19 protein-coding genes are annotated in these 20593 nt (G+C 61.4%); 4 read left to right on the forward strand and 15 right to left on the reverse strand.

Features of this window, described 5'->3' with window-relative positions; all coding sequences use genetic code 11:
* From ccoO (B2D37_RS04310) to ccoN (B2D37_RS04340), 7 genes are all read right to left on the reverse strand, one after another.
* Nucleotides 1–609: a cytochrome-c oxidase, cbb3-type subunit II gene (gene ccoO, locus B2D37_RS04310; RefSeq protein ID WP_079201553.1), complete on the reverse strand. Its 609-nt coding sequence runs from the start codon at nucleotides 607–609 to the stop codon at nucleotides 1–3.
* Nucleotides 609–2051 carry a cytochrome-c oxidase, cbb3-type subunit I gene (gene ccoN / locus B2D37_RS04315; protein WP_079201554.1) on the reverse strand — a complete coding sequence of 481 codons (1443 nt, stop codon included), beginning with the start codon at nucleotides 2049–2051 and terminating at the stop codon, nucleotides 609–611. Before ccoN (B2D37_RS04315) ends, ccoO (B2D37_RS04310) begins: the two co-directional genes overlap by 1 nt.
* A gap of 221 nt (nucleotides 2052–2272) precedes the next feature.
* Nucleotides 2273–2389 carry a hypothetical protein gene (locus B2D37_RS24060; protein ID WP_079201555.1) on the reverse strand — a complete coding sequence of 39 codons (117 nt, stop codon included), beginning with the start codon at nucleotides 2387–2389 and terminating at the stop codon, nucleotides 2273–2275.
* Between the two features lie 15 nt (nucleotides 2390–2404).
* Complete coding sequence (gene ccoP / locus B2D37_RS04325) at nucleotides 2405–3337, reverse strand: cytochrome-c oxidase, cbb3-type subunit III (protein WP_079201556.1); 933 nt, start codon at nucleotides 3335–3337, stop codon at nucleotides 2405–2407.
* Nucleotides 3334–3519: a CcoQ/FixQ family Cbb3-type cytochrome c oxidase assembly chaperone gene (locus B2D37_RS04330; protein WP_079201557.1), complete on the reverse strand. Its 186-nt coding sequence runs from the start codon at nucleotides 3517–3519 to the stop codon at nucleotides 3334–3336. Before B2D37_RS04330 ends, ccoP begins: the two co-directional genes overlap by 4 nt.
* A gap of 3 nt (nucleotides 3520–3522) precedes the next feature.
* On the reverse strand, nucleotides 3523–4131 hold the full coding sequence (gene ccoO / locus B2D37_RS04335; RefSeq protein ID WP_079201558.1) for a cytochrome-c oxidase, cbb3-type subunit II: 609 nt from the start codon (nucleotides 4129–4131) through the stop codon (nucleotides 3523–3525).
* On the reverse strand, nucleotides 4131–5570 hold the full coding sequence (gene ccoN, locus B2D37_RS04340; RefSeq protein ID WP_079201559.1) for a cytochrome-c oxidase, cbb3-type subunit I: 1440 nt from the start codon (nucleotides 5568–5570) through the stop codon (nucleotides 4131–4133). Before ccoN (B2D37_RS04340) ends, ccoO (B2D37_RS04335) begins: the two co-directional genes overlap by 1 nt.
* Nucleotides 5571–5675: 105 nt before the next feature.
* Between ccoN (B2D37_RS04340) and B2D37_RS04345 the strand changes: the two genes are divergently transcribed.
* Nucleotides 5676–6356: an alpha/beta family hydrolase gene (locus B2D37_RS04345; RefSeq protein ID WP_079201560.1), complete on the forward strand. Its 681-nt coding sequence runs from the start codon at nucleotides 5676–5678 to the stop codon at nucleotides 6354–6356.
* A 56-nt stretch (nucleotides 6357–6412) separates the two neighbouring features.
* Here the strand turns inward: B2D37_RS04345 and B2D37_RS04350 are convergent, their stop codons facing one another.
* On the reverse strand, nucleotides 6413–7351 hold the full coding sequence (locus B2D37_RS04350; protein WP_079201561.1) for a DMT family transporter: 939 nt from the start codon (nucleotides 7349–7351) through the stop codon (nucleotides 6413–6415).
* A 205-nt stretch (nucleotides 7352–7556) separates the two neighbouring features.
* Between B2D37_RS04350 and aceK the strand changes: the two genes are divergently transcribed.
* Nucleotides 7557–9281 carry a bifunctional isocitrate dehydrogenase kinase/phosphatase gene (gene aceK / locus B2D37_RS04355; RefSeq protein ID WP_079201562.1) on the forward strand — a complete coding sequence of 575 codons (1725 nt, stop codon included), beginning with the start codon at nucleotides 7557–7559 and terminating at the stop codon, nucleotides 9279–9281.
* 172 nt (nucleotides 9282–9453) lie between these two features.
* A complete protein-coding gene (locus tag B2D37_RS23545; protein WP_256573147.1) occupies nucleotides 9454–9588 on the forward strand; it encodes a PA1414 family protein in 135 nt (44 codons plus the stop codon).
* A gap of 77 nt (nucleotides 9589–9665) precedes the next feature.
* Here the strand turns inward: B2D37_RS23545 and B2D37_RS04360 are convergent, their stop codons facing one another.
* From B2D37_RS04360 to speB, 5 genes are all read right to left on the reverse strand, one after another.
* Nucleotides 9666–10400, reverse strand: a complete 735-nt coding sequence (locus tag B2D37_RS04360; protein WP_079201563.1) for an MBL fold metallo-hydrolase — start codon at nucleotides 10398–10400, stop codon at nucleotides 9666–9668.
* A 26-nt stretch (nucleotides 10401–10426) separates the two neighbouring features.
* A complete protein-coding gene (locus tag B2D37_RS04365; RefSeq protein ID WP_079201564.1) occupies nucleotides 10427–11230 on the reverse strand; it encodes a carbon-nitrogen hydrolase family protein in 804 nt (267 codons plus the stop codon).
* 5 nt (nucleotides 11231–11235) lie between these two features.
* Complete coding sequence (locus B2D37_RS04370; RefSeq protein WP_079201565.1) at nucleotides 11236–11778, reverse strand: hypothetical protein; 543 nt, start codon at nucleotides 11776–11778, stop codon at nucleotides 11236–11238.
* A gap of 278 nt (nucleotides 11779–12056) precedes the next feature.
* Complete coding sequence (locus B2D37_RS04375; RefSeq protein ID WP_079201566.1) at nucleotides 12057–13451, reverse strand: YjiH family protein; 1395 nt, start codon at nucleotides 13449–13451, stop codon at nucleotides 12057–12059.
* A 74-nt stretch (nucleotides 13452–13525) separates the two neighbouring features.
* Nucleotides 13526–14485 carry an agmatinase gene (gene speB / locus B2D37_RS04380; RefSeq protein ID WP_079201567.1) on the reverse strand — a complete coding sequence of 320 codons (960 nt, stop codon included), beginning with the start codon at nucleotides 14483–14485 and terminating at the stop codon, nucleotides 13526–13528.
* Nucleotides 14486–14731: 246 nt separating this feature from the next.
* Here speB and B2D37_RS04385 point away from each other — a divergent pair, with 246 nt between their 5' ends.
* Nucleotides 14732–15625, forward strand: a complete 894-nt coding sequence (locus B2D37_RS04385) for a LysR family transcriptional regulator (protein ID WP_079201568.1) — start codon at nucleotides 14732–14734, stop codon at nucleotides 15623–15625.
* Nucleotides 15626–16047: 422 nt separating this feature from the next.
* Here the strand turns inward: B2D37_RS04385 and B2D37_RS04395 are convergent, their stop codons facing one another.
* Together B2D37_RS04395 and B2D37_RS04400 are read right to left on the reverse strand one after the other, a co-directional pair.
* A complete protein-coding gene (locus B2D37_RS04395) occupies nucleotides 16048–17148 on the reverse strand; it encodes an MFS transporter (protein ID WP_079201570.1) in 1101 nt (366 codons plus the stop codon).
* A 266-nt stretch (nucleotides 17149–17414) separates the two neighbouring features.
* Nucleotides 17415–19925: a CoA transferase gene (locus B2D37_RS04400; RefSeq protein ID WP_079201571.1), complete on the reverse strand. Its 2511-nt coding sequence runs from the start codon at nucleotides 19923–19925 to the stop codon at nucleotides 17415–17417.
* Between the last annotated feature and the right edge of the window lie 668 nt (nucleotides 19926–20593).

Here is a 20593-nt window from a genome sequence, read left to right on the forward strand (position 1 = left end):
TTACCGTTTGTTCTTGATTGAGGTGCCCAGAACCTGCAGGTACGCGAGCAGCGCGTCCATTTCGGTCTTGCCCTTCACTGCGTCTTTGGCCCCGGCGATGTCTTCATCGGTGTAGGGAATGCCAAAGCCGCGCATGACTTCAAGCTTCTTTGCGGTGTCCTTGCCATCGAGCTTGTGCTCGACCAGCCAGGGGTAGGCCGGCATCTTCGATTCCGGCACTACGTTGCGCGGGTTGTACAGGTGAGCACGGTGCCACTCGTCCGAGTAGCGCCCGCCGACCCGGGCCAGATCCGGGCCGGTACGCTTGGAGCCCCAGAGGAACGGGTGGTCGTAAACGCTTTCGCCGGCGACCGAATAGTGGCCGTAGCGTTCGGTTTCGGCGCGGAACGGACGGATCATCTGCGAGTGGCAGCCGACGCAGCCGTTCTTGATGTAGACATCACGGCCTTCCAGTTGCAGCGCGGTGTAGGGCTTGAGGCCCTCCACCGGCTCATTGGTCACGTCCTGGAAGAACAGTGGGACGATCTGGGTCAGACCACCGATGCTGACGGCGAGCACCATCAGCAGCGCCATCAGACCGATATTCTTCTCGATGATTTCGTGTTTCATCAGTGAGCGCTCCCAGCGTTGAACTGCGCGGCCGCTTCATATTCAGTCGGCTTGGCGGCACGCACGGTGCGGTAGGTGTTGTAGGCCATCAACAGCATGCCGGTGACGAAGAACATGCCGCCGATCATGCGCACGACGAAACCAGGATGGCTGGCTTCCAGTGCTTCAACGAAGGAGTAGGTGAGGGTGCCGTCTTCGTTGACTGCGCGCCACATCAGGCCCTGGGTGATGCCGTTGACCCACATCGAGGAGATATAGAGCACGGTGCCGATAGTGGCCAGCCAGAAGTGCAGGTTGATCAGTGCGATGCTGTGCATCTGCTCACGACCGTAAACCTTGGGAATCATGTGATACAGCGCACCGATGGAGATCATCGCTACCCAGCCCAACGCGCCAGCATGCACGTGGCCGATGGTCCAGTCGGTGTAGTGGGACAAGGCGTTGACTGTCTTGATCGCCATCATCGGGCCTTCGAAGGTCGACATGCCGTAGAACGCCAGCGATACCACCAGGAAGCGCAGGATCGGATCGGTACGCAGCTTATGCCAGGCGCCCGACAGGCTCATCATGCCGTTGATCATGCCGCCCCAGCTCGGCGCCAGCAGAATCATCGACATCGCCATGCCCAGCGATTGCGCCCAGTCCGGCAGCGCGGTGTAGTGCAGGTGGTGCGGACCCGCCCAGATGTACAGGGTGATCAGTGCCCAGAAGTGCACGATCGACAGGCGATACGAGTAGATCGGGCGCTCGGCCTGCTTGGGTACGAAGTAATACATCATCCCCAGGAAGCCGGTGGTCAGGAAGAAGCCTACGGCGTTGTGGCCGTACCACCACTGGATCATCGCATCGGTCGCCCCGGAGTACATCGAGTACGACTTGAACAGGCTCACCGGCATGGCGGCGCTGTTGACGATGTGCAGCATCGCGGTGACCAGGATGAACGCGCCGTAGAACCAGTTGCCCACATAAATGTGTTTGGTCTTGCGCTTGACCACCGTACCGAAGAACACCACCGCGTAAGCGACCCAGACAATGGTGATCAGTACATCAATCGGCCATTCCAGTTCGGCGTATTCCTTGGTGCTGGTGTAACCCATTGGCAGGGTGATGACTGCCAGCACGATCACTGCCTGCCAACCCCAGAAGACGAAAGCCGCCAAGGAGTCGGAAATCAGGCGAGCCTGGCTGGTGCGCTGCACCACATAGAAGGACGTGGCCATCAGTGCGCATCCGCCGAAGGCGAAGATCACCGCGTTGGTATGCAGCGGACGCAGACGGCCGAAGCTCGTCCATTCCAGGCCCAGGTTGAGTTCCGGCCACACGAGTTGTGCGGCGATGAACACGCCTAGAAGCATGCCAATGACTCCCCAAATCACCGTCATCACGGCGAATTGGCGAACCACCTTGTAGTTATAAGCAGTCTGACTGATTGCTGTGCTCATGCTGGGTTCCACGGTTAATGGATTTTTATAGAGGGTAAAAATCGGCGGCAAGTATGGAGAAGGCAGGTAGCCATTGCAACGCTACAGACCCAGCGGATCGTGCTTTCAAGGGCTTTCGGCAAGGGTTTCGCTAGTGCTCTGCAGCGCCTTATCGACAACTGGCAAAGCAGCGCGAAGATGGTCTTGCCCCGAGTTATGGCGGCTGGCGACTGGCGGCAAGCTTAACTCAAATCAAGAAATGACCAAGCCGTAGCTAGTTGATGCGACGTTGCGTCGCACCTGCTGCGGCTGGCAGAAGAAGGGTAGTGGAGGGGTTGGCGACAGCACGCTGTCGCCAACCCTGCGGGGAAGGCTTACTCGGACCGCTGTTGGCCCTGACTCAGGCTCAGTACATAGGCAGCCAGCAGGTGCACCTTATCGTTACCCAGGTATTGCTCTTGGGCCGGCATCTGACCGTTACGGCCGTGGCGAATGGTCTGCTGCAATTGCACCAAGCTGCTGCCGTAGATCCAGCCGGCGGACTTGGTCAGGTCGGGCGCGCCGAGCATGGCCATGCCTTGGCCTTCTGCGCCGTGGCAGGCCTGGCAGTTGCTGGCGAATAGCTGCGCGCCCTGCTGCAGGTCGAAGGACTTGTCGGCAGGCAATGACAAGCCGGCCAGGTCATGGCGCACGTAAGCCGCAACCTGTTGCACGCCTTCCTCGCCGATCACCTGGTCCCACGCCGGCATCATGGCCATGCGGCCATTGAGGATGCTGGTCTTGATCGCGGCCGACTCGCCGCCCCAGCGCCAATGGTTGTCGGCCAGGTTGGGGAAGCCCGCCGAGCCCTTGGCGTCGGAGCCATGGCAAACCGAACAGTAGGTGGCAAACATACGGCCGCCCATTTTCAGCGCCTTCTCATCTTTAGCCACTTCTTCCACGGGCATAGCCGCATATTTGGCGAAGATCGGTCCGTAAAGTGCATCGGCCTGATCCACTTCGCGCTGCCACTGGGCAACCTGGGTCCAGCCACCTTCGTAGCCTGGCAGCAGACCTTTCCAGTTTCCCAGGCCGGGGTAGAGCACCAGGTAGCCGACGGCAAAAATCAGCGTGCCGATGAACAACATGAACCACCACTTGGGCAGTGGATTGTCGTACTCCTCGATACCGTCGAAGGAGTGACCCATAGTCTGCTCGGTTTCGTTCTTGTGCGCCTCGCCCTTGCGGGTCGCGAAAACCAGCCAGAACAGGGCGAGCAGGGTGCCAACGGTCAGCAGGGTTACATACCAGCTCCAGAAGGTGCTCATGGGGTGTTGCTCCTAGATGCAGCAGACGTGGGTTCATCGGCAAAAGGCAGCAGCGCCGCCTCGTTGAATGCGGCGCGACGCTTACTGCTGTAAGCCCAGAGCGTCACGCAGACGAAGGACAGCAGTACCAGTGCCGTACCTATGCCGCGCAGGGTGCCGATATCAATGGTTGCGAATGACATGGCCTACCTCTTGTTCTTGACGGCAGTGCCGAGTACTTGCAGGTAGGCGACCAGGGCATCCATCTCGCTTTTGCCCTTGACCGCCTGCGCGGCGCCGGCGATGTCCTCCTCGCTGTAAGGCACGCCGACCGTGCGCAGCGCCTTGAACTTGGCAGCGGTGTCCTGGCCGTCCAGGATGCTTTCCACCAGCCACGGGTAGGACGGCATCTTCGATTCCGGTACCACGTTGCGCGGGTTGTACAGGTGGGCGCGGTGCCACTCGTCCGAGTAGCGGCCGCCGACCCGGGCCAGATCCGGGCCGGTGCGCTTGGAACCCCAGAGGAACGGGTGGTCGTAGACGCTTTCGCCGGCGACCGAGTAATGGCCGTAGCGCTCGGTTTCGGCGCGGAACGGCCGGATCATCTGTGAGTGGCAGCCGACGCAGCCTTCGCGGATGTAGATATCGCGGCCTTCCAGTTGCAGCGCGGTATAAGGCTTGAGGCCTGCCACCGGCTCATTGGTGACATCCTGGAAAAACAGCGGGACGATCTGGGTCAGGCCACCGATGCTCACGGCCAGTACCATCATCAGCGCCATCAGGCCGATATTCTTCTCGAGTATTTCGTGTCTCATCAGTGGGCTCCTTCAACCGAAAACTGCGCGGCGGCATGCAACTCGGCGGCCTGGGTATGGCGCACGGTTTGCCAGACGTTCCAGGCCATCACCAGCATGCCGCTGAAGAAGATCGCCCCGCCGATCAGGCGCACGACAAAGCCAGGGTGACTGGCTTCCAGCGCTTCGACGAAGGAGTAGGTGAGGGTGCCGTCTTCGTTGACTGCACGCCACATCAGGCCCTGGGCGATGCCGTTGACCCACATCGAGGCGATATAGAGCACGGTGCCGATGGTGGCTAGCCAGAAATGCACATTGATCAGGCCGATGCTGTGCATCTCATCGCGACCGAAGACCTTGGGGATCAGGTGATAGAGCGAACCGATCGAGACCATAGCCACCCAGCCGAGAGCGCCGGCGTGAACGTGGCCGATGGTCCAGTCGGTGTAGTGCGAGAGCGCGTTGACGGTCTTGATCGCCATCATCGGGCCTTCGAAGGTCGACATGCCGTAGAAGGCCAGCGACACCACCAGAAAGCGCAGGATCGGATCGGTGCGCAACTTATGCCAGGCGCCCGACAGGGTCATCATGCCGTTGATCATGCCGCCCCAGCTTGGTGCCAGCAGGATCAGCGACATCACCATACCCAGGCTCTGGGCCCAGTCTGGCAGTGCGGTGTAGTGCAGGTGGTGCGGGCCAGCCCAGATGTACACGGCAATCAGCGCCCAGAAGTGCACGATCGACAGGCGATAGGAGTACACCGGACGTTCGGCCTGCTTGGGCACGAAGTAATACATCATGCCGAGGAAACCGGCAGTCAGGAAAAAGCCCACCGCGTTATGCCCGTACCACCACTGGATCATCGCGTCGGTCGCCCCGGCATAGGCCGAGTAGGACTTGGTCAGGCTGACCGGAATCGCGATATTGTTGACCACGTGGAGAATCGCCACGGTGAGGATGAAACCGCCGAAGAACCAGTTGCCCACATAAATGTGGCTGACCTTGCGCTTCATGATCGTGCCGAAAAACACGATGGCATAGCTGACCCAGACCACGGTGATGAGAATGTCGATCGGCCATTCCAGTTCCGCGTATTCCTTGGAGCTGGTCCAGCCCATGGGCAGGCTGATGGCCGCCAACAGAATCACTGCCTGCCAACCCCAGAAGGTGAAGGCCGCCAGCTTGGGCGCGAACAGGGTAGCCTGGGAGGTGCGTTGCACCGCGTAGTAGCTGGTGGCAAACAGCGCGCAACCGCCGAAGGCGAAGATTACCGCGTTGGTGTGCAGCGGCCGCAGGCGACCGAAGCTGGTCCACGGCAGGTCGAAGTTGAGCGCGGGCCAGGCTAGTTGCGAGGCGATCAGCACGCCGACCGCCATCCCGACTATGCCCCACACCACCGTCATGATGGCGAACTGGCGAACCACCTTGTAGTTGTAGGCGGAACTGATTGTAGTGTTCATGTCTGGGCTTCCATCCACGGTTATGGGTAGATCATTCAAAACACTTGGCCTCGCACGAGCAGTGAGTTGTGACGCGGGCCGAGGGACTTCTAAAGCGAGGCAAGCATGAGCAAAGGGCAAAGTGCCGGTATTGACAGGGATCAATGCGCGCAGCCTGCGGGACAGGATGAGTGGCTGTGGAATCGGCCTGCCGCGGCGGCGCAAGCGACCCTGATCCTCGCCCACGGCGCCGGCGCGCCAATGGACAGCGAATTCATGACGCAGATGGCGCAACTGCTGGCCGTGCGCGGGGTTGCGGTGTTGCGCTTCGAGTTCGACTACATGGCCGCACGCCGCCTGGACGGCAAGAAACGCCCACCCAACCCGCAGGTAAAATTGCTGGAAAAGTGGCGTGGGGTGTATACCCAGGTGCGCCAACAAGTCGCAGGACCGCTGGCCATTGGCGGCAAGTCCATGGGCGGACGCATGGCCAGCTTGCTCGCCGACGAACTGGGCGCCGACGCGCTGGTCTGCCTGGGTTATCCGTTCTATGCCGCTGGCAAGCCGGACAAACCCCGGGTTGCGCACCTGGCCGACCTGCACACGCCGACCCTGATCGTCCAGGGCGAACGCGATGCGCTCGGCGACCGGCAGACGGTGGCCGGTTACCGATTATCCAAGGCGATAACGTTGCACTGGCTGGCGAGCGGCGATCACGACCTCAAGCCGCTTAAGCGCTCAGGCTTCAGCCATGAACAGCATATGCAGGCTGCGGCAGATAGCGTGGCAGGCTTTCTATCGCGCTAAGGGCGCCCGACAGGGCGAGCGAGACGAGTCGATCTGGCAGTTGATCGCGGAGTCTCTTATGGGCGAGGCTCAAGCCTGGCGGGCTGCTGGATTGGATTGCCGGTGGTTTTCACGGCAGTGCTCGGTCGTACCACCAGCCACAGGGCAATGGCGATCAATACGCCGCCATACAGGTAGGCCCACGACAGTGGTTCGTCGAGGAGCAGGGCGCCCCACAACACGCCGAACGGCGGGATCAGGAAGGTGGTGGTTGACGCCTTGATCGGGCCGATATCAGCCAGCAGGCGGAAATACAGCACGTAAGCGAAGGCCGTGCAGATAAGGCCAAGCCCGGCCAGGGATAGCCACTCCTGGAGGCCGCCCCAGCTCGCCGGCGGTTGTACGATCAAACTGCCAGCGAACAGGGGCAGGAGGAACAGACTGGCACCGCAGAGGCTGCTGAACGCGGTGAGGCGATTGTCCAGGCCGCCCTGTTGGCCGATCCAGCGCCGGGTCAGAAAGCCGGCAAAACCGTAACAGGTAGTGGCGATCAGGCAGGCTGCGGCGCCGAGCAGCAGTTGCTGGTCGACCTCGACCGGACCGGTCCGAGTCAGGACGGCGACGCCAAACAGACCAAGCGCCACTCCGGCAGCTTTGCTCAACGTCAGCGCCTCGGCGAAGAACAGCATGCCGATCAGCACACCCATCATCGGCGTGGTGGCGTTGAAAATCGCCGAGTAGCCGGCCGGTAGCACCAGCGCCGCCAGGCAATACATGGCTGACGGCAGGCCGGCATTGATCACCCCAAGCACCAGGCAGTGCTTGAGCTTGCCGCGAAAGTCCCACTGCACGCGCATGATCAGCAAAATCGCCAGGAGACCGAGGGCGCCCAGGCTGGCGCGGAAGAATGCGGTCGGCATGCTGCCGAGCACGGGGGCAACGATCCGCATGAATAGAAAGCTGGCGCCCCAGATGGCAGCGAGCAATATCAGGCGCAGCAGGTCGGCGAGGCGCACGACGAACTCCAAGTCGGGTAGGGGTGAGCAGTGTTGCCGGGCATGCTGGGCAAGGCAATGCGGAAGTGGCTTTTAAATTCGCCAGCCAACACTATTTCGCCGCGATAAACCCAGTTAGGCGTTTTTCCGGCTGTTCCTCGGGACAGTCACTGGCTAAGCTCGGCAGTTCATCCCGTCGGTGCATTTTTTACTTTGAGGTCTGTCCATGCCGCAGCAATGGCCCGCCAGCGCTATCGCCACGCTCATCCTCGACGGTTTTGACGACTATCGAGAGCAGTTCCGTCAGATCACCAATGGGGCCCGGGAGCGTTTCGAGCAGGCGCAGTGGCAGGAAATCCAACAAGCTGCGGCCGCTCGTATCGCCCTTTACGAAGCATTCGTCAGCGAAGTCAGTAAGCGCCTGCGCAAGTCCTATCCAGCTGAGGTGCTGCTGGATGTGGCGCAGTGGCCGCTGGTCAAGTCGGCCTGCATTAGCCTGATCGACGTGCGTTGCGACGATGAACTGGCGGAAACCTGGTACAACTCGATCTTCTGCGGGCTGTTCAGCCATGACCAGATCAACGATGGCTGTATGTTCATTCACACCACGCGCCCGGCGCTACGCGCCAATGCTCCGGCGCCGCTGACCCGGATTTATCGACCCCAGGGCAATCTCGAGCAGGCGCTGCGGCAGATCTTCGAGGATTACCGTTTCGAAGTGGCTTACGAAAACGTCGAGCGGGACCTGGCGCGGCTGATCAAGCAGATGCAAGAGAACTTGCCAGACTGGGTGTGCAAGGATCCGCAGCTGCGTATCGAGCTGTTCTCCTCGCGCCTGTATCGCAACAAGGGCGCTTATCTGGTCGGGCGCATCAATACCCGTGATGAACAATGGCCGCTGGTGATCCCGCTGTTGCACCGCGAGGGCCGGGGTATCCAGATCGACACGCTGATCACCGATGAGGCCGAGGTGTCGATCATCTTCTCCTTCACCCGGTCCTATTTCATGGTGCGGGTCGGCTATCCGGCTGAGTTCGTCGGCTTCCTCAGGCGCATCCTGCCGGGCAAGCATATAGCCGAGTTGTACACCTCGATCGGCTTCTACAAGCACGGCAAGTCGGAGTTCTATCGCGCGTTGATCAATCACCTGGCGAGCACCGACGACAAGTTCATCATGGCCCCCGGCGTGCGCGGCATGGTCATGAGCGTGTTCACCCTGACCGGCTTCAATACCGTGTTCAAGATCATCAAGGATCGTTTCGCGCCGTCGAAGAACGTCGACCGCAATACGGTGATCGAGAAGTACCGCCTGGTGAAGCGCGTCGACCGGGTCGGCAGGATGGCCGATACCCAGGAATTCGCCGATTTTCGCTTCCCCAGGGCCAAGTTCGAGGCGGATTGTCTGGCTGAACTGCTGGAGGTGGCGCCGTCGACTGTCGTGGTCGACGGCGATACCGTGCTGATCCGCCATTGCTGGACCGAGCGGCGCATGACGCCGCTGAACATGTATGTCGAAAATGCCAGCGAAGCCCAGGTGCGCGAAGCGCTCGATGATTATGGCCTGGCGATCAAGCAGTTGGCTGCTGCCAATATCTTTCCCGGCGATATGCTGCTGAAGAACTTTGGCGTGACCCGCCATGGCCGAGTGGTTTTCTACGACTACGACGAAATCTGCTTTCTCACCGAAGCCAACTTCCGGCATATCCCGCCGCCGCGTTACCCGGAGGATGAGATGGCCTCCGAACCCTGGTATTCGGTGGCGCCGCTGGACGTGTTTCCCGAGGAGTTCCCGCCGTTCCTGTTCGCCGATATCAAGCTGCGCCGCTTGTTTAACCAGCTGCACGGCGAGCTGTATGACGCCGATTACTGGAAAAGCCTGCAGGATGCGATTCGCGCGGGCAAGGTAATCGACGTGTTTCCCTACCGACGCAAAACCGAGCAGATCGAATAGAGGGCTGGCAATAGTCGGGGTCTCTGCCACTGGCTATTGCCCAGCCCGACAGCCGGTATGGTTCAGGACGATTTGATTAGCATCAAGCCTCGGCATTTGCGTTAGGGTTAATCTACTCTGAGATAAGGCGCATTCGGGTGCCTTGTCGACGTCCTTGGCAGGAGGGAATTCCATGATCGCCAAGTTGCATAACGCCTTACACGACCTGTTGGTTGCCTTGGGCTTGCTTGATCGGCCGAAACTGCAGCCAGTGCCTGTTCGCGACGACGATCAGCGCCGCCCGCAAGCGCCGCGCCGACGCCGTTAAATAGTTCAGGTAGGGTGGGCATTTGCCCACCAAGGTCGTTCAGCGGCAACCGCACTTTAAGGTTGGCCATAGCCAAGCTAGGCCAGTTGCGGGTGATCGTTGAACCATTGCTCGATCAGTTCGCGCATGCGCTCCCCGGAAAAGCTCGGGAAGTGCCCGCCATATACGTTGCGTACCGGTAGTTGGCGCAGCCGGGCGAGGCTTCGCGCGTAATCCTGCAGGTTCGAGTGATAAGCATCTTCGATCAACGGGCCGTCGTAGAGAATATCGCCGGAAAACAACGTCTGCGTCGTCGCCTCCCACAAGCTGATACCGCCTGGTGAATGACCTGGGGTATGCAGCACCTGCAGTACCCGATCGCCCAAATCCAGCACATCACCTTCCTCGATCAATCGAGTTGCGGGCGCGGCCTTGACCCGGTACTCGGCGTAGCACAGCGGGCAATCGGGGTGCGCCTCGAACATCTCATCGCCGACGAAGTCCGTGGCCAGGGTGTTGGCCCCGGTCGGCGCCGCGAGTATGTCCGCTTCGGCGGGATGCACCAGGCGCTCGGGGAATTCGTGGTGCCCGGCGATATGGTCGAAGTGCGTGTGGCTGGCCACCGCCAGCAACGGCCGCTCGGTCAGCCAGGGTAATTGCTCGCGCAGGCTGACCAGGCCGGAACCGGAGTCGATCAGCACATCGCGGTCGCGGCCTTGCACATGCCACAGGTTGCAGCGGTAGAACGGCCGCACATAGGGCTCGTGGATCAGGCAGATGCCGTCGTGGCGGTGTTGCACTTCGAACCATTGGTCACGGCTGACGATTTTCATGGCTGCGCTCGGCTCATAAAGTGCGATTAGGTCTCTGCTTGATCAATGGGTGATCGGCCCAGCTTGAATCGAGGATGAAGGTCGCGCAGGTAGTCCTGGGCTTTGCGGCTCTCCTGGCAACGACTGAGGTCGAGGTCAAGGATGGCGCTGTCGGGCTGGTCCACTAGTTGCACCAGAACTTCGCCGTCCGGGTCGGCGACCAGGCTATGGCCGCAGAACTGCAAGTGGTCTTCCTGGCCGCTGCGGTTGATGCAGGCGACGAAGACCTGGTTGTCCAGGGCGCGGCAGGTGATCTGCAGTTGTTGCCGCTTGGCGTTCGGTTCCATGTTGGCCGTGGGGCTGATAATCAGCTCGGCGCCTTGCTGGGCCAATGCCCGGCTGACTTCGGGGAACTCGTTGTCGTAGCAGATCATCAGGCCGATGCGGCCGAGACGCGTGTCCACTACCAACGGTGTCTCGCCGGGGGTGAACACGCCGTGTTCATCGGCCCATAACTGCATCTTTCGGTAGCAGCCCAGCAGTGTGCCTTGGTCGTCCAGCAGCACGGCGCTGTTGTAGATGCCGTCCGCGGCCTTTTCGGCAACCCCGAGGACTAGGTGCAGGCCATAGCGGCGCGCCAAGCGGGCCGCCTCGGTGAGCAGCGGACCATCGAGCGACTCGGCCAGCGCATCGAGGCGATCGAAGATCAAGTAGCCGGTGAGGGCGAGTTCCGGCAGCGCCAACAGATCGACTTGGGCTTCCTTGGCCTGGAGGCACAGCGCCTCCAGCTCGTCGAGGTTGTGCGGGATCTGCGCTCTTTGTGGCGCGGTCTGGGCAATCATCAAACGCATGGGTATCAGCCTTTCGAGGTTTGCTGGGCGCTCTGCTGCGTGCCGGGTAGCACCAGGAGCTTGACGCTGGCCCAGTAGAGCAGGCCGGTGATGATGAACACTGGCAGCGACGAGCCGAAGGACAGCGGCGAGAGCAGGCTCCAGTAAGTAGAAAGCCCGGCACCGATCAGGTAGGCGGCGAAGGCAAACTTGGCCGTCGCTAGGCCCGTCTGTTGCTTCTGACTGAGCAGGTCCGCGTTGTAGCTGCTGGCATCAATCAAATAATAGTCGCAGATCATCACGGCGAAGGCCGGAATGAACAGGCCGCCGATAATGATCAGGACGTTCTGGAACTGGTCGAGGATGCCTGGGATCAGGGCGCCGAAGACACCGACCAGGCCGATCGTCAGGGCTGGCTTCCAGAATTTCATTTCGGCGGCCAGGTTCATTGCCAGCAGGGCGGCGGCGACGTAGCCCAGGCAGGTGGCGCAGACGGCCGTGCGCGGTGAGTCACGAAAATCCAGGTCCGGAGCCAGCAGCATGCCGGTCAGAATGGTGGTGAGCACCATGTTGGCGCCGAGTCAGAGGGCGAAGGTGGCGAAGGTGGCGAAGAACTTCATGCTCTTCGCCTGCGAACTACTCAGGCTGTCGTGACCCAGGAGGGAGCCGGTCATTTCTCCCGCGTTATTGTTGATCTTGTGGTCTGGCAGGATGCCCCCCGCGTAACTGCGAGGCGGGTTAGGGGGCTGGCGCGGCAAAGCGGCAAAGCATCCCGGCGAATACCTGACGCAGAAAATAGGCCTGGAAAACAGCGCCCCCTCTCCAGTCCGGAGAGGGGGCGGGGCGGTCAGCCGACGATCCAGTGCGCCATCAACGCGATGATCGGCAGGGTGATCAGGGTGCGGATGATGAAGATCACGAACAGTTCGAGGAGGTTCAGCGGCAGCTTGGCCTTGATGATCAACACGCCCACTTCCGACATATAGATCAGTTGGGTCAGCGACACGCAGGCCACCACGAAGCGGGTCAGTTCGCTCTCGATGCCCTTGCCCAGTACCGCTGGCAGGAACATATCGGCAAAGCCCACCAGCATGGCTGGCGCCGCCTTGGCCGCTTCCGGCAATTGCAGCAGTTCGAGCAGCGGTACCAGGGGGTAGGACAACCAGTTGAAGATCGGGGTGTATTCGGCAATTGCCAGCGATACGGTGCCGATGGCCATGACCAGTGGCAGCAGACCCAACCAGATGTCCACCACGTTGTTTACGCCGACCTTGACCATCTGCGTCGGCGAGGGGTTGGCGTTAGCACGCTTGACTGCCTGGGTGACGCCCCAGCGCAGCAGCGAGGTGCCGGCGGGGACGTCTTCATTGATCTGCTTGCCAACTCCGGCGACGTACTCGTCCTTCTTCCATGACAGCGGCGGTATGCGCGGGGTGATAATCGCCGCGGCCAGGCCTGCGACCACCACCGTCAGGTAGAAGGGCACGAACAGGTGATCGAGCTTCATGAAGTTGGTAATCAGCAGGCTGAAAGCGATCGAGGCGACGGAGAAGTTGGTGGCAATTACCGCCGCCTCGCGGGCGCTGTAGAAACCCTTGTGGTACTGCTGGGCGGTGATCAGCACGCCCACGGTGCCGGAACCCAGCCAGGAGGCGATGGCGTCGATGGCCGAACGGCCTGGCAAGCCGAAGACCTTGCGGAATACGTTGCGCACCAGGGTGCCGCAGAACTCCATTAGGCCGTAATCGGTGAGCAGCGGCAGGATCAGGCCGGCGACCAGGAAGAAGGTGATCAGCACCGGAGCCAGGTCTTTCAGCACCACGCCGCCGGTATTGGCATTCCAGATCCACTCTGGACCGAACTGCCAGAGGGTCATGGCTGCGAAAATTGCACCGAGCACGCGCAGGGCAAGCCACAGCGGGTGCAGGTTGAACAGTTCGTTGAGCGCGTGGCGTTGGGTGAGCCAGCGCGGCTTGAGGGCCGAGCCGAGCAGGCCGAGGGCAGCGGAGAACAGCAGCAGCCCGGTGGCGATAGCCGGCAGCCAAGCGCTCAGCGAGGTTTTCAGGGCGTCGGCCATGACGCCGAGACCGATGGTGACCTTGCCGTCGTAGACGATGGGGGTGAGAAACAGCAGTACGCCGAGCAGCGAGGGGATCAGAAAGACCAGCAGCTGGCGCAGGCTGTAGGAGCGGTACGCTGGCGGTTGGTCGTCCAGCAGTGGCATGGTTTCGTCGTGATTCATTGCAGCACCTTAATTGTTTTTATGCAGTGCCTGGACGCCGTTCGGCGCCCAGTGTTGAGTAAACGGCCCGTAGATCAGCGACGCTGGACGCCGGGCAACACGCAGAGCATTTCGTAGAGCAGGTTGGCGCCAAGCAGCGAGGTGTTGCCGGTGGTGTCGTAGGGCGGGGACACTTCCACTACATCGCAACCGATCAGCTGCAGGTCCTGGCAGCCGCGAATGATTTCAATCGCCTGGATGGTGGTCAGGCCACCGATCTCCGGGGTGCCGGTACCCGGTGCCCACGCCGGGTCGATACCATCGATATCGAAACTCAAATAGACCGGGCCACCGTCGACCTTGGCGCGCACTTCTTCCATCAGCGGGGCCAGCGATTTGTGCCAGCACTCCTCGGCCTGGACCACGCGGAAGCCCTGCTTGCGGCTCCAGTTGAAGTCTTCGGCGGTATAGCCCTGGGCGCGCAGGCCGATCTGCACCACGCGGTCGCAATCGAGCAGGCCTTCCTCCACGGCGCGGCGGAAGGTCGTGCCGTGGGCGATTTTCTCGCCGAACATGTGGTCGTTGACGTCGGCGTGGGCGTCGATATGCACCAGGCCGATCTTGCCGTGCTTCTTCTTCAGGGCACGGAGGATCGGCAGGGTGATGGTGTGGTCGCCGCCGAGGGTCAGCGGAATGATACCGAGTTCGACAATCTTGTCGTAGGACTCCTCGATGATGCGTACCGCGTCGAGCAGGTTGAAGGTGTTGATCGCCACGTCGCCGATGTCGGCGATGTTCAGCGAGTCGAACGGCGCGGCGCCGGTGGCCATGTTGTAAGGGCGGATCATCACCGACTGGGCGCGAATCTCGCGCGGGCCGAAGCGGGTGCCAGGGCGCAGCGAGGTGCCGATGTCGAGCGGCACGCCAACGAATGCGGCGTCGAGTTGGCGCTGTTCTTCCACTGTCTGGATATGCGGCAGGCGCATCATGGTGGCTATGCCGCCGAAACGGGGCATCTCATTGCCGCCCAGGGGCTGGTGCAGAATCTTGTCCACGGGTTGGCCTCACGGTTGTTGTGGTTGTAATAGTCGTTGGGTCGGATTGTTGGACAGGATGGGCTGGGGAAAAATCGCTGGGGGCAAAAACTTAGTTCAGATATTTCTAAACTAATGGGGCCGGGCCTACACTGGGCGACCCTTGTGGTGCGCGGCGCACCCTACGCGTTGCTGTCCGAGCGCCCGAGCCCGGCGGTAAGGTGCGCCGTGCGCAGCATTGATCTCTGCAACACCGGATGAGAAACCATGAACCACGCCTTGCCCGATCTGAAGCTGCTGCGCATTTTCGTCAGCGTGGTGCGCCAGCAGGGTTTCGCCGCGGCGCAGCAGGAGCTGAATCTGTCGACTTCGGCGATCAGCACCTACATGAGCCAGCTGGAGGGCCAGCTCGGCCTGAGCCTGTGCCATCGCGGTCGTGGCGGCTTCAGCCTGACCAGCAAGGGCGAACTGTTCTACCAGGAAACCCTGCGTCTGCTGGGCGAGCTGGAGGGCTTCGAGCGCTACTCCGCCGCGCTCAAGGGTGAGCTGCGCGGCACCCTCAACCTTGGCGTGTTGGATTCCACCGTCAGCGATTCGGCGTTACCCCTGGCTGAGGTGATTGGCGCCTACAGCGAGGAACATCCGGCCGTGCACCTGCACCTGTCGGTGTTGAGCCCCTATGAACTGCAACTGGCGGTGCTGGGCAACCGCCTGGACCTGGCCATCGGCGCCTTCTCCACGCGGATGAACGGGCTGGTCTATCAGCCGCTGTACCGCGAACAACACTGGTTGTACTGCAGCGAGCGCCATTCACTGTTCGGCGAGCGGCGCATCCCCGAGGAGCTGATCGCCCAGCAACGCATGGTCGGCCGTGGCTACTGGAGCCAGGCCGAACTGGCGCGGCACGGTTTCAAACACAGCGCGGCGACCGTCGAGTCGATGGAGGCGCAGCTGATTCTGGTGTTGTCCGGCGCCTATATCGGCTACCTGCCGGAACACTACGCTCAGCATTGGGTCGATCAGGGGCAGTTGCGCGTATTGCTGCCGGCGACTTTCGGTTACCAGGCGCCATTCTCACTGATCCTGCGCCGCAGCCGGGTACGCGATCCCTTGCTGCAGACCTTTCGCGACCTGTTGAAGGCGCATCTCACCGAGCATTAGCCGGCCGCTGAAAAACTACTGCGCGAGGCTATGCAGCGTTGCAACCGCTTTACTCGCTTCGTTCGCCCTGCGGGCCAGCCTTCGGCTGTTACTCCCGTTGGTCGTTGCGCCTGGTGAACCACAGGGATGTGGGGAATGCCGTTACCCGTCGGGAACGGGTACGGCCCTCGCCGTCGCTCGCTCCATTTTTCAACGGCCTGCTAGGGGGCAGCATCGAGCGGCCGAGCATTGGTCCGATTGTCCTCAGGTGCTGGACTGTTCGCCGGTAGAGGGGGGCACGGGTTCTGCCTGTTGGGCGTCTTCTGGCAAGGGGTCCATCAGCACCGAGCCAACCGGGAAGGGGGCCTGCATCTGGAAACTCGACGGCTCCGTGGATGTCGTGAAGGGGTCAGTCAGGCGTTTGTAAACGGCGTGTGCTGTCATCAGGCCGGCCATCGCCGCCAGACTCCAGAAGAAGCTCGACGGTCCCCAGCTATCCATCGCCAGGGAAACCATGAACGGGCCGATCGAGGCACCAACGCCGCCGACCAGCAACAGGGCGCTGCTGGCCCCACGGCTTGGTCGGCCTCCAGCTGGTCATTGGTCAACGCTAGATACAGCGCCAGCAAGGGGAAGCAGCTGCCGCCGAATAACAACGCCAGCAGCAGATAACCAACGCCTCCCGACACCCCGACAAGCGCACTGGCCACTGCAAAGATCAGGGCGGCAAAGGCTGCCCCCGCGATCACCGTGCGTCTATCCATGCGGTCTGAGAGCTTGCCCAGCGGCCACTGCATCAACATGCCGCCAATCAGTAATACCGCGATGAACAGCGATATTTCACTGACGCGCATGCCCATGCGGCTGGCATAGACCGCGCCCATGCCGAGCGCCATGGCGTAGCAGGCGTTGATCAGGAAGGAACCGACCAAGCCGGTTGGCGCAACGCGGTACAGGGTGACGACGCTCACCGGGCGCGCGGCCGCAAAGGGCGGCATCGGCGTGGCGGTGAGCAGAATCGGGATCGCTGCCAGGCTGATCAGGATCGAAATCAACGTAAACAGCTCGAAACTTCTCGGGTCTGAGACATTCAGCAGGAATTGGCCACCGGACAGCCCGGCGAGCATGGTGATCATGTACAGCGATAACAACTGGCCACGGGTGCGGTTGTCGGCGGCTTGGTTCAACCAGCTTTCGGCGACTACGTAGATGGCTGAAACGGCAAAGCCGGTGAGCAAGCGCATCACTCCCCAGGTCCAGGGATCGACAATCACCGAGTGCACCAGGATGGTCATCGAGGCCAGGGCGGTCAGTGCGGCGAAGGCGCGCACATGGCCGACCCGCTGGATAATCGCCGGGGCGCGCAGGGAGCCGAGGAGAAAGCCCAGGTAGTAGCCCGACATCAGCAGGCCGGTCGCCAGGGTGTCAAAGCCTTCCAGCTCGGCGCGAATGCCCAGCAAGGAGCCTTGGGCGCCGATACACAGGCCGATGACGCCCAGGCCGAAGAACAAAGGCCATACGGCCCGAACAGTCTGATGGAGCATGTCACCCCCAAAGTTAGTGGCCTGTACGGCTAGCGGATTAACTCAAGTGCGGATGACTGGAGTCTTGAGCCAAGGCGCGTTAACGAGTCTCACCGCTCTGGGGAGGCGCGGCAATATGCAAAAAGGGTCTTAGGGAAAAATTTCCTGATGCCCTTCACGTGTATGAAGGGCCAGGCAAACCAGATTGTGCAAAGCCAAACCAGTCAGCCCCGGCACAAAAAAAGCGGGCGGAACATTCGTTCCGCCCGCTGTATTCACGGCCGAATTTAGCTTGGCAGGAACTCCTCGGCCCAACCCAGGCTGGCGATCTCGCGCTGCAGCATCGATTCGATTTCGGCCGCGCTGTAACCGGCATCGGCGAGTACCTCGCGGGTGGAGTGGCCCCAGCGTTCCGGCAGGCTGACGGCCTTGATGCTGGCCTCGGCGGGACGAATCGCCAGGTGGTCGATCTGCGTCAGGCAATGGCCACTCGGATGATCGGGGTGGATGGAGAAGGCGAAGCTGCCCCGGTCGATGCCCACCGTACCGTCGCCTGCACGGCTGTATTGCTCACGCAAGGTCTCGATGGACATCGGCACGGCGGCGGCGATATCGGCCGCCTGCAGGGTTTCCGCCCAGTAAGCCGCTGGTGCTGCCTTCAATGCCTGGCCGAGGAACTCGCCAACATGCGTGGCAGTGCTGATGCCGGCCAGACCTTCGACTTGCTCCAGCTGGGGCAGCTCGGACTCTTTCGAGTCGAGGTAGAGCCAGCCTTGCGCGGTCTGGTAGAAGTGCGAGAGGGCGTTGTGGCCCAGTACTTCGCGACCGGACGGCTCATTGAAAGGCGCACGCCCTTGGTAGTCGAAGGCAAACGACAGCTGCGCCAGGTTGGTGACGGCCGACAGCGAGGTGCGCGAGCGGGTCGCTTCGCCGGTTTTCATTCGGTGGTAGAGCGAGACCGCCATGCCCAGGCCCGCGGCAAAACCGCAGTTGACGTCCAGGGTGCCGAGGTGGGCGTGCTCTTCCGGGGTTTCCGGGCCGCCGAAACGACTCATGATGCCGCTGTGCGCCTGGATGATGTCGTCATAGCCGATGTAGTTGGTCTTCGGGCCTGGCAGCGGGCCGCCGAGGCAGTCGAGGCGGCAGAACAGCACGCCCGGGTTGACCGCCTGCAGGCTGTCGTGATCCAGGCCCAGGGCCTTGAGCTGACGCTCGGGAGCGTTGATTACCACCATGTCGACCGAGCGCACCAGGCGATTGAACACCTCGCGGCCTTCACTGCTCATGATGTCGACCAGGGCGCTGCGCTTACCCATGCTGGTCTGGAAGCTGAACAGGGTGCCGATCAGCGGGTCGTACATGGGCTTGACGGTATCAAGCTTGATCACCTCGGCGCCGAAGCGGGCGAGGAACGCGGTGGCATGCGGGCCGGCGATCACGTTGGTCAGGTCGAGAATGCGGGTTCCATCAAGCCAGCCAGCATTGGACGCCGGCTTGATCGCGGCACCGACCGGACGGGTCACGGTTTGCGCGGCGGCCACTGCGCTGAGCTCAGCCAGCGCCTGCTCGAAGCTGACGTTTTTGCGCGGGCGCGGGGTGACCATCTGCGCGGCAGACTCTTCCAGCCAGGTAAACGGCCCTGGTTGCTTCATCAGGCCATAGATCGGGTCATTGACCTCGACGATCAGACCCGCCGTGTTGGTGTGCTCGTGGTTGACCCATTCCTGGGTGGTACGGTGCGGCGCGCCGGGGATCTGCCCTTCGCCGAAGATCACGGCCCACTCTTCGGAGGTCTTGGTCAGGAAGGCTTTCTTCATCTTGATCGAGATGAGGTCGGCCCATTTCTTCGGCAGCGGGTACACGCCGATGGAAGTCTCGCCGTCCCACTCGCTGATTGGCGCGTGCAGGTTCTGCACTTCCGGCAGGCCTTCGGCGACCAGTTCGTCATAGATACCGAGGACCGTCAGGGCGCGCTTGGCGTGGTTGCGGTGCGATGGGCAGACGCAGTAGAACATGCGGCCATCGGCGCACTTGTAGGTGCGGTAGAAGGGGTCCAGGTACTCCTGCAGGTCGGCGTAGCTCAGGTCCATCGCAATGTTGTTGGCCTTGCGCTGTTCGATTTCCAGCTCGCGCATGGTCTTGTAGCGCTCGGGCAGGCCTTCGATGACGTAGGAGTTGTACGACAGGCCTTCCATCAGGGCGGAAATCACCGGCACTTCGATGGCATCGCCGCGGCCGGTTTTTTCCCGGGCCTGCAGCGCCAGTACCACCGAGGAGGCCGCCAGGGTGGTGGCGTAGGCGGAGCCCAACGGCAGCGGCGAGAAGCTCGGGTTCAGGCCCAGCAATACGCGGTTGAAGCCCATGTCGGTGAAGGCGCCACCGGTCGCGGCCACTACGGCTTCGGTGGCTTTCCACTCGCGGCGCAGGGTGTCGTTGCTGGCGAAGCCCGGCACCGACAGGGTGATCAGCTCCGGACGCGCTGCACGCAGCTGGCTGAAGTCGATACCCAGGCGCTGCATGACGCCAGGGCGAAAGCCTTCGATGACAATGTCAGCCTGATCGATCAAGGTGAGGGCCTGAGCCAAACCGGCTTCGCTCTTCAGGTCCAGGCGCAACGAGCTTTTATTGCGGTTCAGCACGGCGTTAGCCGGATGATCCCACTGCGGCCCTTCAGGCGGATCGATATGCACGACAGTGGCGCCTAGGTCGGCCAGGGTCATGGCCACGGCAGGTGCGGCAATCTGTTGACCGAAATCAACTACGCGAACTCCGGTTAACGGTAATTGTTGGTTGTTCATTGCACTTTATCCTTCAAATAAGCTGAACCGGCTGGCGGAGACTAAACAGCCAAGTTGGATTTTTGTTTGATTGCCATGGGCGCTGCTGTCAGGTTGCACGACCCGCGAATAAACGGTTTGGCATGTTGTCCAGGCTGAACGACTTGCCAGGTGATAAAGGTCAGGCCAATGCTTAACGCTACACCGAGTGTTGCTTAGTTCTGCCAGTCTGCTGGGGTGTGCCCAAACAGCAGCCTATATAGGTGGCTGAAACAGCTGGTAGGGATCGGCGCTTTTTCGGTAACGCCGATATTAGGAATGAAGAGAGGTGGCAGCCAGCAATAAAAAAGTGACCTAAGAGGGTGTTTTTTTTATGGCTGCCTGAATTCATACCTGAGGCTGCGCTGGAGGCCCGGCAAATCAGTTCCGGTCGGTGTGTTTGGCGAGGTAGGGTTGCCGCTATGGCCCGCGGCGAGGCTGGCTCAGAGTCCGTGATGGGCGCGTTTGAATAATCTACCCATAAGCAAACAAGGGGCATTGCCTGCTTTTTTTTTGCTTCTCATCGATATCCACATTCATAACAATAGATTCCGTATCGATATAGGCGTCCTGCTTGCTGTGTTTCGCTACTGCTGTCCCGTCTAATAACTACAGCTGTGCTCGCATCTCTCACTGCCATTGTCGTGGGG

Source organism: Pseudomonas sp. CC6-YY-74 (assembly GCF_002025205.1).
In the GTDB taxonomy this organism is placed as follows: Bacteria; Pseudomonadota; Gammaproteobacteria; order Pseudomonadales; family Pseudomonadaceae; genus Aquipseudomonas; species Aquipseudomonas paeninsulae.